9 protein-coding genes are annotated in these 13,154 nt (G+C 70.6%); 5 read left to right on the forward strand and 4 right to left on the reverse strand.

The annotated features are described in order from the left end of the window. Nucleotides 1-394 precede the first annotated feature (394 nt). A complete protein-coding gene (gene leuS, locus P3X83_RS22305; protein WP_277307103.1) occupies nucleotides 395-2,848 on the forward strand; it encodes a leucine--tRNA ligase in 2,454 nt (817 codons plus the stop codon). Nucleotides 2,849-2,858: 10 nt separating this feature from the next. Here the strand turns inward: leuS and P3X83_RS22310 are convergent, their stop codons facing one another. Then, nucleotides 2,859-3,752: a DUF4429 domain-containing protein gene (locus P3X83_RS22310; RefSeq protein WP_277307104.1), complete on the reverse strand. Its 894-nt coding sequence runs from the start codon at nucleotides 3,750-3,752 to the stop codon at nucleotides 2,859-2,861. Nucleotides 3,753-3,761: 9 nt separating this feature from the next. Then, on the reverse strand, nucleotides 3,762-4,922 hold the full coding sequence (locus tag P3X83_RS22315; protein WP_277307105.1) for an aminotransferase class I/II-fold pyridoxal phosphate-dependent enzyme: 1,161 nt from the start codon (nucleotides 4,920-4,922) through the stop codon (nucleotides 3,762-3,764). A gap of 286 nt (nucleotides 4,923-5,208) precedes the next feature. On the opposite strand from P3X83_RS22315, the gene P3X83_RS22320 reads away from it, so the two are divergent. Continuing rightward, nucleotides 5,209-5,994 carry a putative protein N(5)-glutamine methyltransferase gene (locus P3X83_RS22320; protein WP_277307106.1) on the forward strand — a complete coding sequence of 262 codons (786 nt, stop codon included), beginning with the start codon at nucleotides 5,209-5,211 and terminating at the stop codon, nucleotides 5,992-5,994. 42 nt (nucleotides 5,995-6,036) lie between these two features. Here the strand turns inward: P3X83_RS22320 and lexA are convergent, their stop codons facing one another. Then, entirely contained in the window at nucleotides 6,037-6,741 is a 705-nt protein-coding gene (gene lexA, locus P3X83_RS22325; protein ID WP_277307107.1) for a transcriptional repressor LexA, read from the reverse strand. A 745-nt stretch (nucleotides 6,742-7,486) separates the two neighbouring features. Between lexA and P3X83_RS22330 the strand changes: the two genes are divergently transcribed. The 3 genes from P3X83_RS22330 to P3X83_RS22340 all read left to right on the forward strand — a co-directional run bounded on the left by P3X83_RS22330 (nucleotide 7,487) and on the right by P3X83_RS22340 (nucleotide 11,593). After that, complete coding sequence (locus P3X83_RS22330) at nucleotides 7,487-7,792, forward strand: LysM peptidoglycan-binding domain-containing protein (protein ID WP_277307108.1); 306 nt, start codon at nucleotides 7,487-7,489, stop codon at nucleotides 7,790-7,792. Between the two features lie 322 nt (nucleotides 7,793-8,114). After that, complete coding sequence (nrdR, locus tag P3X83_RS22335) at nucleotides 8,115-8,606, forward strand: transcriptional regulator NrdR (protein WP_277307197.1); 492 nt, start codon at nucleotides 8,115-8,117, stop codon at nucleotides 8,604-8,606. A 155-nt stretch (nucleotides 8,607-8,761) separates the two neighbouring features. After that, nucleotides 8,762-11,593, forward strand: coding sequence for a vitamin B12-dependent ribonucleotide reductase (locus tag P3X83_RS22340; RefSeq protein ID WP_277307109.1), 2,832 nt, complete (start codon nucleotides 8,762-8,764; stop codon nucleotides 11,591-11,593). Nucleotides 11,594-11,650: 57 nt separating this feature from the next. Here P3X83_RS22340 and P3X83_RS22345 read toward each other — a convergent pair whose 3' ends face one another. Next, entirely contained in the window at nucleotides 11,651-12,664 is a 1,014-nt protein-coding gene (locus P3X83_RS22345) for an Lrp/AsnC family transcriptional regulator (protein ID WP_277307110.1), read from the reverse strand. Nucleotides 12,665-13,154 lie beyond the last annotated feature (490 nt).

The raw sequence follows: 13,154 nt of genomic DNA on the forward strand, positions 1-13,154 counted from the left end.
AGAATCCCTTCGGATCGGTAGGGGGATCCTGAAGGGGCAGGCCGATCGTGGTGGGGTCCGGCGGCCCATGTTCGCCTGAGTTCGCCACGCGGACAAGCGTAAACTAATGGGACAGAAGAGGTCACAACGGATCTATCACCATCAGGTCTCACATGTCGCTTCTGTTATGCCGGGTCCCGCGACCCCGCAGCGGGTGCCTGTACTCTGCGCTACCCTTGGCGTATGTGTTACGCGGCCCTGCTCCTTCGCGGGCCGCGCCGGTCGGGCTGACCGCCAGCCCCCACCGGTGCGGCCGTCCCCTTGCGTTCGCGAGGGGTTTCTTTATGTGGCCTCCCAAAGGCCCGGCGCGACGCCAGGAGTCGCCTCAGCAGCTTCACGACCGAGGGACCGAACCGTGACCGAGCATTATGATCCGAAGGCGCTGCAGGCCAAGTGGCAGCGGCGGTGGGAGGAGCTTGACCCCTTCCGGGCGAGCGAGGACCCCGCCGACACCCGCGAGCGGCGCTACATGCTCGACATGTTCCCCTACCCCTCCGGCGACCTCCACATGGGCCACGGCGAGGTCTTCGCCCTCGGCGACGTCATCGCCAGGTACTGGTTCCAGCGCGGCTACAACGTGCTGCACCCTATCGGCTGGGACTCCTTCGGCCTGCCCGCCGAGAACGCCGCGATCCGCCGCAACGCGCACCCGGCGGAGTGGACCTACGCCAACATCGAGACCCAGGCCAACTCCTTCCGCCGCTACGGCATCAGCTTCGACTGGTCGCGCCGTCTGCACACCAGCGACCCGGCCTACTACCGGTGGAACCAGTGGCTGTTCAACCGGTTCTTCGAGCGCGGCCTGGCCTACCGCAAGGGCGGCCTGGTCAACTGGTGCCCGCAGGACCAGACCGTGCTGGCCAACGAGCAGGTCGTGGACGGCCGCTGTGAGCGCTGCGGCGCCGAGGTCGTGCGCCGCGAGCTGACCCAGTGGTACTTCAAGATCACTGACTACGCCGACCGGCTGCTGGACGACATGGCCACGCTGGAGGGCAAGTGGTCCGACCGCCTGCTGACCATGCAGCGCAACTGGATCGGCCGCTCCGAGGGCGCCGACGTGCTCTTCCGCGTCGAGGGGCGCGAGGAGCCGGTCACCGTCTACACCACCCGCCCCGACACCCTGTACGGCGCGACCTTCTTCGTGGTGGCCCCCGACGCGGCGCTGGCCGACGAGATCGTCGCCCCCGACCGGCGGGAGGCGTTCGAGGCGTACCGCGCCGAGGTCGCCAAGCTGAGCGACATCGACCGGCTGTCCACCGAGAAGGAGAAGACCGGCGTCTTCCTGGGCGTCCACGCGATCAACCCGGTCAACGGCGAGCGCATCCCGGTCTGGACGGCCGACTACGTGCTCTCCGACTACGGCCACGGCGCGGTCATGGCCGTGCCCGCCCACGACCAGCGCGACCTCGACTTCGCGCTGAAGTTCGGCCTGCCGGTCCAGGTGGTCGTCCACACCGGCCTGGCCGACCCGGGCGAGACCGGCGAGGCCACCGCGGGCGAGGGCACCCTGGTCAACTCCGGGCCGCTGGACGGCCTGGCCAAGACCGAGGCCATCCGGAAGATCATCGAGGTCCTGGCCGGTCAGGGCATGGGCAGGGCGGCGGTCAACTTCCGGCTGCGCGACTGGCTGCTGTCCAGGCAGCGGTTCTGGGGCACCCCGATCCCGATCATCCACTGCGCCGACTGCGGCGAGGTGCCCGTCCCCGACGACCAGCTCCCCGTCACGCTGCCCGACCTGCGCGGCGAGGCGCTGGCCCCCAAGGGGGTCTCCCCGCTGGCCGGCGCCACCGACTGGGTCAACGTCGAGTGCCCCAAGTGCGGCGGCGCCGCCAAGCGCGACACCGACACCATGGACACCTTCGTCGACTCCTCCTGGTACTTCCTGCGCTACTGCTCGCCGGACTACGAGGACGGGCCGTTCGACGTCGAGCGGGTGCGCCGGTGGGGGCCGATCGACCAGTACGTCGGCGGCATCGAGCACGCCGTGCTGCACCTGCTGTACTCCCGGTTCTTCGTCAAGGTGCTGCACGACATGGGCATGCTCGACTTCGCCGAGCCGTTCGAGCGGATGCTCAACCAGGGCCAGGTCATCAACCGCGGCAAGTCGATGTCCAAGTCGCTGGGCAACGGAGTCGATCTCGGCGCCCAGATCGACGACTTCGGCGTCGACGCGGTGCGGCTGACCATGGTGTTCGCCGGGCCGCCCGAGGAGGACATCGACTGGGCCGACGTCTCGCCCGCCGCCTCGCAGAAGTTCCTGGCCCGCGCGCTGCGGGTGATGAGCGAGGTGCGCAGCGAGCCCGGCGTGTCCTACGCCGGCGGCGACCTCGACCTGCGCAAGGTCACCCACCGCACCATCGACGAGGTCACCAAGCTCGTCGACTCCTACCGGTTCAACGTCGCGGTGGCCCGGATGATGGAGCTGACCACGGCCATCCGGCGGGCCATCGACGCGGGGCCCGGCGCGGCCGATCCGGCCGTGCGCGAGGGCGCGGAGGCGCTGGCCGTCATGCTGTCCCTGGTCGCGCCCTACGTCGCAGAGGAGGGCTGGGAGCGGCTGGGCCGCAGCGCCTCGGTGGTCAGGGCCGGGTGGCCGCATGCCGAGCCCGAGCTGCTGGTGCTGGACTCGGTGACCTGCGTAGTGCAGGTGGCGGGCAAGGTCCGCGACCGGCTGGAGGTCTCGCCGGAGATCTCCGACGCCGAGCTGGAGGCGCTTGCCCTGGCCTCGGAGAAGGTCACCGCGCACCTGTCCGGCCCGCCGCGCCGGGTGATCGTGCGCGCGCCCAAGCTGGTCAACATCGTTCCCTGACGCGCGCCGCTCACAGCCGTGAGAGGAGTTCCACCTTCTTGGCCTGGAACTCCTCCTCGGTGAGCAGCCCGGCGTCGCGCAGGTCGCCCAGCTTGCGGATGAGCCCGGGAATGTCGCCGCCCTCCGGCGCGGCGACGGCGGCCTTGTGCTCATCCGGCTCACGCGCATCCGGCTCGCGCTCATCCGGCTCTGGTTCGAGGACGGGAGCCGGGGCTTCCCGTAGCGCGTGGACCACCGCCGCGGCCAGCGGCAGCGACTCCGCGGTCGCGCCGTAGCCGAGCCGGAACACCACCGACGCCGGGTCCTGCTCCGGATCGCGCGGAGCCTCGCGCCCCCGCACCCGGAACCGCAGGCAACCGGCGGAGACGTCGGGTGAGCGCCACTCCACGCCCTCGATCTCCGAGAGGGTGAGACGCTGGTCGCCGGCCTGCTGCTTGGCCTTCGCGGCGCTCGACCAGAACCACTGCAGCCGCACGGCCTCGCCGTCGAAGGCGGCCTGGCCGTCCCAGCCTTTGAACGCCCGGGGCACGGACGGCGCGGCCACCAGGCAGCGGGCCACCGGCCCCCGGCCGTCCATCGAGGAGCGCATCAGGTCGGCGTACTCCTCGGCCTCCTTCTCCCGTTCGACCGGCAGCACCAGCCGATACGGGTCGAGGGCCTCCTTGAGCTGCCCGGCGGCGGCGATCAGCAGCGCGTCGGCGCCCTGCCTGGGCACCGCCCGCATCACCAGTGTGCCCCGTTTGCCGGGGGTCAGCGAGACGTCGGCGAGCGCCTCGTAAGGGACGCGCCGCTCACCCAGCGCGTGCAGGAGCTTGGGGACCTGCAGCCCACGGTGGAACCTGACGCGCACCGCGCCCGCCTCGAAGATCCACGAGCAGCCGTGCCCGGCCAGTACCTCCGCCATGAGGCCAGCCTAGAGCCGGGCCAGCGCGGAGGACACGCGCGACAGCGCCTCGGCCATGATGGGGCCGGAGGTGGCGAAGTTGAGCCTGGCGAATCCGTCGCCGCCGGGGCCGAACGACGGTCCCGAGCTGAGCAGCACCCGCGCCTCCCGGCGCAGGAACTCCGCCGGATCCTCCGGTAGCGAGAGGCCGCGGAAGTCCAGCCAGCCCAGGTAGGTGGCGTCCGGCACGCGGTAGCCGACGGTGTCAGGGAGGCGTTCGGCGACCATCCGCCGGTTGCGGTCCAGGATGGCCAGCACCCGCGAGAGCCAGGGGTCGCCGTGCCGCCAGGCGGCCAGCGTCGCCTCCACGCCGAGCAGGTTCGGCGAGCCGTACAGGTGGGCGGGCTGCGCCGCGAGCGTCGCGCGGACGGCGGGCGGGCCGACGTGCGCGACCGCGCAGCGCACCCCGCCCAGGTTGAACGCCTTGGTCGCGGAGGTGAACGTGACCGTCCTATCCGGCAGGAGCGTCGCGAACGGGATGTGCCGGGCGGGCGCGTACGTCAGGTCCGCGTGGATCTCGTCGGCCAGCACCAGCAGGTCATGCCGTTCGGCGAGCTCCGCGAGCGCGGTCAGCTCGGCCTCCGTGAACGCGCGTCCGGTGGGATTGTGCGGGTTGACCAGCAGGAGCGTCCGGCAGTGCGGGGCGGCGGAGAGATCGGCGGCGAGCCGCCGCACGTCGAACGCCCACGACTCGCCGTCCGGCACCATCGGGACGGCGAGCAGCGGCCGGTCCATCGACGTGAACGTCGAGATGAACGGGCTGTAGGCCGGGACATGCGCGGCGACGGCCTCGCCGGGCCGGGTGGTCAGGTGTAGCAGCACCTGCAGCGCCTGGTTGACGTCGGTGAACGCGTGCACGTGGGCGGGATCGGCCCGCCAGCCGTACCGCGTGGCCATCCGCTCGGCGAAGACCTCCGCCAGCGGCCCGGCCGCCGGATCGGTCAGCCAGCGGGGGTAACCGAGATCCCCGGCGCGAGCGATGATCGCCTCGGCGATCGCGGGGGCGGTGGGGAAGTCCATGTCCGCGACCCACGCGGGAATCACGCCATCGCCGGCCTCGGTCCACTTGAGCCCTAGGCGGGGGCCAACCGTGTCCAGTGTCAGATCATCGAGTCCGAAGTCCTCTGTCACCGACACATCGTATTCATCCGGATAAAAGTGATCGGTGACCGGATGGGCGGCGACGCAGTCGGTGATCGCTTTCATGGTGGGTGATCGGCGAGTGTATGCAGGTGTATTAATGCTTTTGCCGGGCTGAGCCGGGCTCCGGTAGTGTTGTCGTCTCCGGAGACGTGCCGAGGAGGTGAGACCCATTACCGCTGGATCAGGCCGGGTGCTCACCTCGCGCGGCCGTTCGGCCCGCCGGTCCTAGGCGGCCGGAAGAGCGCCCGTTGATGTGACGAAAGGCGCTCTTGTGATGACTTCCCCCGCTACGTGCCCTCGATCGGCGATCGTCGCCAAGCTCCGGGCCGCGGGTTGTGTGTTCGCCGAGGACGAGGCGCGGCTGCTGGTCTCCGCCGCGCGGACCGAGGCCGAGCTGTGCGCGATGGTGGACCGCCGGGTCGCCGGGCTGCCGCTTGAGCAGGTCGTCGGCTGGGCCGAGTTCTGCGGGCTGCGGATCGCGGTGGACCCCGGCGTCTTCGTGCCGCGGCGGCGTACCGAGTTCCTGGTGGGCCGGGCCGTCTCGCTGGCCCGGCGCGGGCCCGTCGTGGTGGACCTGTGCTGCGGCACCGGCGCGATGGGAGTGGCGGTGGCCCAGGCCCTCGGCGGAGCCGAGCTGCACGCCGCGGACCTCGACCCCGCCGCCGTCGCCTGCGCCAGGCGCAACTGCGCGGCGGTGCGCGGGCGGGTCTACCAGGGTGATCTGTACGATCCACTGCCGGGACGGCTGCGCGGCACGGTGCAGGTGCTGCTCGCCAACGTGCCGTACGTGCCGACGGAGGAGGTCGAGCTGCTGCCGCCGGAGGCCCGGGTCCACGAGCCGAGAATCGCACTCGACGGCGGCCTCGACGGGCTCGACGTCATGCGGAGGGTGGCTGGGGAGGCGCCCGCGTGGCTGGCCCCCGGAGGGCATCTGCTGATCGAGACAGGGGAGCGGCAGGCGGAGGCGGCGCTGGAGGCGATGAACGCCGCCGGGCTGCACGCGTGGGCGGCGCGCTCGGAGGAGCTGAGCGCCACCGTGGTGATCGGGAACCGCCGTTGACCGCCACGGCCGGAGGGGCGTGGCGGTCGGTTCAGCGGGGGGTCAGAGCTTGCGGAGAACCGCGACGACCTTGCCGAGGACACTGGCCTCGTCGCCGGGGATGGGCTCGTAGTTCGGGTTGTGCGGGACCAGCCACACGTGGCCGTCCTTGCGCTTGAAGGTCTTGACCGTGGCCTCGCCCTCGATCATGGCCGCGACGATGTCGCCGTTGTCGGCCACCGGCTGCTGGCGCACGACCACCCAGTCGCCGTCGGCGATGGCGGCCTCGATCATCGAGTCGCCGGTCACCTGGAGGAGGAAGAGGGTGCCCTCGCCGACGAGCTGCTTGGGGAGGGCGAAGACGTCTTCGACGCTCTCCTCGGCCAGGATCGGCCCACCGGCGGCGATGCGGCCCACCAGCGGCACGTAGGCGGCGGTGGGACGGCTGACGGAGGTCTCCTCGGTGGCGGCGTCGGGATCGACCCACAGGACCGGCTCGCCCGGCAGGCGCACCTCCAGAGCGCGCGGCCGGTGCGGGTCGCGGCGGAGGTAACCCTTGCGCTGGAGGGCGGTGAGCTGGTGGGACACGCTCGACGTGCTCGTGAGCTGCACCGCTTCGCCGATCTCGCGCATGGAGGGCGGATAACCCCGCTGCTGCACCGAATCTCTGATCACTTCCAGGATCTTGCGCTGTCTGGGGGTGAGGCCCAGCGAGTCGCGCCTGCGCACCGCGAGGTCGCTCACCGCCTCCTCGTCACGCCCACTCATGAATTGCCTCCTCGCCTGGTGGCCCGGCCTGCCGAGCTCACGTGGCTTCCTTCCGGAACGTGGTCTTCATGTCGCACACAGCAACCGTATCTTCATCGAAGATCATCATCAAACAATTGTTCGACTTGCTCCTCGAAATTGTCGGTCCTGTGGTGTACAACATCGTACGGGAGTTCGATCGACACCGTGTTCGATTTGGCGATCTTAATCCGGCCGTTTTCGCGGCCGGCCCGTGGGGCGGGAGGTCATCATGCGGGCGACGACCACAACGACGAGCACCACCGGGCGGGCCGAGGTTCCCCTTTCGGCCGCGGCACGGCGAGAGGCGCTGCGCAAAGCGGCGGAACGACGAGACGCGCTGCGTAAAGCGGCGGCCCGCCGTTCCGCCGCCCGGCGCCGCGCGGAGGCCCCCCGGCCCCCCGCGCGCCGCCGTCCCCCACCCTCCTCGGCCATCCGCGTGGAACCCCGAACCCTGGCCCCATCTGCCGCCCGGGCCACCTCGCGGAGCCGGGTCCGCACCGCCTTCGGCGGCCGTGCGGGGGCTACGGGCTCGTCTGTTGATGGCAGGGTCGAGCCGCGGGACTCGCCGGGTGCACCTTCCGGGCCTCGTGTTGCCGCTCGGCGGTCGAGGCGTGGCCGCCTTCGTGGTGGCGCCATGCCGTCGGCCTCCGGTCGGTCGCCGCGGGCTTCCTCTGGCCTCGCTTCGCGGGGGCGGCGTGGGGGTGGTTCGGAGGACGGCGGGGCGGTGCGGTTGACGCGGCGGGGGAGGGCCGTGCTGGTGGTGGTCGTGGCGGTGGTGGCGCTGGGGGTGTTCTGGCTCGGGACTCGTGCCGCCGGGGCCGTCTCGGCGTGGCGGGTGCCCGGTGCGGCCGGGGTGCCGTACATCACGGTGGGTGAGGGCGACACGCTGGAGGAGATCGCCGACGCGCTGAGCCCGCAGCCCGACACCGGGCCCATGGTCCGGAAGATCATGAACCTGAACGGCCTGCCCGACACGCGGATCCGGCCCGGTGCCCGGCTCTACCTGCCCGGCTTACATACCGCGCGCTGAGCGGCGGCGGCCCGGTGGGACCGCTCCCGCGACCGCCCTGGCGGGGAAGGAGCGACACGCCCGGAGCGTTGTGACTACAGGGTGCTGAGCAGCGATTTCGGGAGTGACCGGGGGTTCGACTTGCGTTCATCGTCGCGCACTTCTAGGTTGGGACCACAACATCTAGTAGTTACACCGATGTAGTTCACCATAGGTTGTGTTCCTGTTACCGCACCATGGCAGGCCGTGGGGCGTGCGCGAGCGTCCCTTGACGAGGGGGCCGTAACGTGCGGTGACGGCGCGACGCCGGGTGGGCTTCGAGTGGGCGGTCGAGGAGGCGCGCGTGCACTGTCCGTTCTGCAGACACCCTGACACGCGGGTGATCGACAGCCGCTCGACCGAGGACGGCGCGGCCATCAGACGACGCCGCACCTGCTCGGAGTGCGGCAAGCGGTTCACCACGCAGGAGACGGTGCTGCTCATGGTGAGCAAGCGCAGCGGCGTGACCGAGCCGTTCTCACGCGACAAGGTGATCGCCGGAGTGCGGCGGGCGTGCCAGGGCAGATCGGTGAGCGAGGACTCGCTGGCCCAGCTCGGGCAGCGCGTCGAGGAGAGCATCAGGGCCACGGGCGTGGCCGAGATGCCGTCCAACGAGGTCGGCCTGGCGATCCTCGGGCCGCTGCGCGACCTCGACGAGGTGGCGTATCTCCGGTTCGCCTCGGTCTACCGGGGGTTCGAGACCCTCGCCGACTTCGAGGCGGAGATCGGCCGGTTGCGCGCCGAGCGCGCGCCGGGTGACGAGGCCGTTCCGGCCGCGCGGGCCGACTCCGGCTGAGTCGGCCGGTCGAGACCCGTAGACGCGCCGGCCGTGACGCGTCACCCGTGACGAGCTACGCGGGCGGATTGAACCCCGGCGCCGGGGACGGCAGGTTGCGGCGCGACCAAGTGGATCGGTACGAGGGCTCCGGGTGAGTCCAGAAGGGGGAAGTCATGACGGAGACGGTGAGCGGCGCGGCGGCGCGCGGGGGCAGGCGGAGCCGCAGGGGGTTGAAGGTCAAGCGCGTCCACACCACCCCGGGGGTGCACCCGTACGACGAGGTGACCTGGGAGCTCCGCGACGTCGTCATGACCAACTGGCGCGACGGTTCGGTCAACTTCGAGCAGCGGGGCGTCGAGTTCCCCGACTCCTGGTCGGTCAACGCCGCCAACATCGTCACCACCAAGTACTTCCGCGGCGCGGTGGGCACCCCGCAGCGCGAGTGGAGCCTGAAGCAACTCGTCGACCGGGTCGCGGGCGTCTACACCCGCACGGGCCTGGAGCACGGCTACTTCGCCTCCGAGGAAGACGCCGAGATCTTCGACCACGAGCTGAAGTACGCCCTGATCCACCAGCTCTTCGCGTTCAACTCCCCGGTCTGGTTCAACGTGGGCACGGCCAGCCCGCAGCAGGTGTCGGCGTGTTTCATCCTGGCGGTCGACGACCAGATGGAGTCGATCCTGGAGTGGTACAAGGAAGAGGGTGTGATCTTCAAGGGCGGCTCCGGCTCCGGGGTCAACCTGTCCCGCATCCGCTCCAGCAAGGAGCTGCTGTCCAGCGGCGGCACGGCCAGCGGCCCGGTGTCGTTCATGCGCGGCGCCGACGCCTCGGCGGGCACCATCAAGTCGGGCGGGGCGACCCGCCGGGCGGCGAAGATGGTCGTCCTCGACGTGGACCACCCCGACATCGAGGAGTTCATCGAGACCAAGGCGCGCGAGGAGGACAAGATCCGCGCGCTCCGCGACGCCGGGTTCGACATGGACCTCGGCGGCCAGGACATCGTCTCGGTGCAGTACCAGAACGCCAACAACTCCGTCCGGGTCTCCGACGAGTTCATGCGCACGGTCGAGGGCGGCGGCCGGTTCGGCCTGCGCGCCCGGCTGTCCGGCGAGGTCATCGAGAAGGTGGACGCCCGCGAGTTGTTCCGCAAGATGGCCCGCGCCGCCTGGGAGTGCGCCGACCCCGGCGTGCAGTACGACGACACGATCAACGCCTGGCACACCACCCCGGAGACTGGGCGGATCACCGCGAGCAACCCCTGCTCGGAGTACGTCCACCTGGACAACTCCTCCTGCAACCTGGCGAGCATCAACCTGCTGAAGTTCCTCGGCGACGACGGAACCTTCGACGTGCAGCGGTTCGTCAAGCTGACCGAGCTGATCATCACCGCGATGGACATCTCCATCACCTTCGCCGACTTCCCGACAGAGAAGATCGCCGAGACCACGCGGGCCTACCGCCAGCTCGGCATCGGCTACGCCAACCTGGGCGCGCTGCTGATGGCGACCGGCCACGCCTACGACTCCGAGGGCGGGCGAGCCATCGCCGGGGCGATCACCAGCCTGATGACGGGCGTCTCCTACCGCCGCAGCGCCGAGCTGGCCGGGGTGGTCGGGCCGTACGACGGCTACGCGCGCAACGCCGAGCCGCACAAGCAGGTCATGCGCAAGCACGCCGCCGCCAACGACGAGCTGTCCACGCTGGGCGGCATGGACGAGCGGATCCACCGCGAGGCCACCCGCCAGTGGGCGGAGTGCCTGCGGGTCGGTGAGAAGAACGGCTACCGCAACGCCCAGGCGTCGCTGCTCGCCCCCACGGGGACGATCGGCCTGATGATGGACTGCGACACCACCGGCATCGAGCCCGACCTCGCCCTGGTCAAGCTGAAGAAGCTGGTCGGCGGCGGGTCGATGCGGATCGTCAACCAGACCGTCCCGCGCGCCCTGGCACGCCTCGGCTACCAGGGGGAGCAGATCGAGGCGATCGTCGAGTACATCTCCGAGCACGGGCACGTGGTCGACGCCCCCGGCCTGCGGCACGAGCACTACGAGGTCTTCGACTGCGCGATGGGCGAGCGCGCGATCGCGCCGATGGGCCACGTGCGGATGATGGCGGCCACCCAGCCGTACCTGAGCGGGGCGATCTCCAAGACGGTCAACCTGCCGGAGTCCGCCACCGTCGAGGACATCGAGCAGGTGTACCTGGAGGGGTGGAGGCTGGGGCTGAAGGCGCTGGCCGTCTACCGCGACAACTGCAAGGTCGGCCAGCCGCTGTCGGTGGCCAAGAAGGGCGGCGAGGAGAAGCCGGCCGAGAAGGCGGCAGAGGCGCCGGCCGTCCAGGTGGTCGAGGTCACCCGGCCGACTCGGCGGCGGATGCCGAGCCAGCGGCCGAGCACCACCACCCGGTTCTCCGTCGGTGGGGCCAAGGGCTACATGACCGCCTCCTCCTACCCGGACGACGGGCTGGGCGAGGTCTTCCTGAAGATGTCCAAGCAGGGCTCGACCCTGGCGGGCGTCATGGACGCCTTCTCGGTGGCGATCTCCATAGGCCTCCAGTACGGCGTGCCGCTGGAGACCTACGTCAGCAAGTTCGTCAATATGCGCTTCGACCCGGCGGGCATGACGGACGACCCCGACGTTCGCATGGCTGCCTCGGTGATGGACTACATCTTCCGCAGGCTGGCCCTCGACCACCTGCCCTACGAGGAGCGGGCCGCGCTGGGCATCTTCTCGGCGTCCGAGCGCGCGGCGCAGCAGCGCGGCGAAGACCCCGCGGCGGTGCACGAGGAGGTCATGGACGCCGAGGCGCTGGCCCAGTCGGCGCCGATAGAGCCCGCGCCGCGTCAGGAGGAGGCGCCCAAGCCGTCCTCGCAGGGCCTCGCCCTGGAGAGCCACCAGGGCCGCACCGCCGACGCTCCGCTGTGCATGACCTGCGGCATCAAGATGCGTCCCGCCGGTAGCTGCTACGTCTGCGAGGGCTGCGGCTCCACCAGCGGCTGCAGCTGACCGCGGCTCGGCGGCGGGATCCGGGCGTTTCTCCGGATCCCCCGCCGCGTCCTGGGGTCAGCCGGGCTCCCGGGCCGCCGGGAGCACCGGGAACGCGGTCAGGTGGGTACGGGCGGCGGGCACCCGCAGGAAATCGCGTTTGACGGTGACGAGCTGCACGTTCGCCGTCCAGGTCCGGACGCCGGGGATCTCAGCCAGGGCGTGGCCGGTGAAGCGGTGCAGGTCCGAGGTGTCCCGCATGATCACCTCGACGGCCAGCGACGCCTGGCCGAGCACGGCCGAGATACGGCGTACCTCCGGGTGCGCGGCCAGCGCCTTGGCCACGGCATCCAGCCTGCCCGGTTCGGCCGCCATCCAGAACAGCACCTCGGTCCCGTAGCCGAGCGCCGCCGCGGGCACGTAGGTGACGATCGCCGCGCAGCCGCGTTCCGTCATCACCTCGAAGCGCCGCCGGACCGTGCTCTCGCTGACCCCGAGGTGCTTTGCGACGGACTGGAAGCTGGCCCGGCCGTCGGCGCGCATCACGGTGAGGATCTCGTGGTCCACCTCGTCGAGGTGCTGCGGGCCGCAACCGTGCTCGACCGGTCGCGGGGCGAGCGCCCCGAGGGCGAGGTCGATCCCGCGCAGGCTCCACTCCTGGGAGACCTGGTAGGTGTGCAGCACGAGGTCCGCCTGGCTGCTGAGCGCGCCGGGGATGCGCTGCACTTCGTCCACGAGGAGCGAGAACAGGTCGCGGTTCCTGGGCGCGACCAGCTCGAAGACGATGTCGTGCCCTCCGGTCACCACCGTGACGGACCTGATCTCCGGGAGTCGCGCGAGGCGGTCGGCCACCCGTAATTGGGTGCCGGGGGAGCAGGCGAGCCGTACCAGGTACGCGTCCACCGGGCCGCGGTGCTCGACGTGCGGGATCGCCGAGACGACGACCACGCCGTCCTGGATGAGCTGCTGGGCGCGCCGCGCGACGGTCGTGGTGGAGGTGCCGATGGCCTGTGCTATGTCAGTCCAGCTCGCCCTGCCGTTCAGGTGCAGGGCGACCAGGATCTTCCTGTCAAGCGTATCGAGATCATTCATCGGGTGCATCTTGGCGCTTTTAATACGCCTTAGTGCCCCTTTTATGAAATCACCTGACTTTTCACCAATTCGCCGACAGTTGTCCTGAACAGGGAAAGGCGTCAGGCGGCAGGGGCGGGTCCCTTCGGGCACGGGAAGCGAATGACGTTGCGTCCCGCCCACGCCCTGAGGTCCACGACCGTGGAATCGGTGGCGGCGCCACCCGGACGGCTGCGCGCCGAGCGGATGTCGCGAACCTTGTGTCGTGCGACACGTGGCGGCACCGCCACGAGCTTCCTCATCGAGCCCCCGATCGTGATGTTTCCGTTACCTGTGTTACCAGAAGATAACTACAGATCACCCCGTAAGGCGGCGGTAAAGCCGGGATCCGCGCGTCAGTAGGGGAGCCTGCGGCCGGACGGCGAGCGCAGGTCAAGCCCGTTCGTGGTAGCGGGGCGCCGCCGAGCGCGCGGTCGAGAGATCCTGATTCGTCGCATGATCTGCCTCCTTT

The organism is Spongiactinospora sp. TRM90649, assembly GCF_029382225.1.
Classification (GTDB): Bacteria; Actinomycetota; Actinomycetes; order Streptosporangiales; family Streptosporangiaceae; genus Spongiactinospora.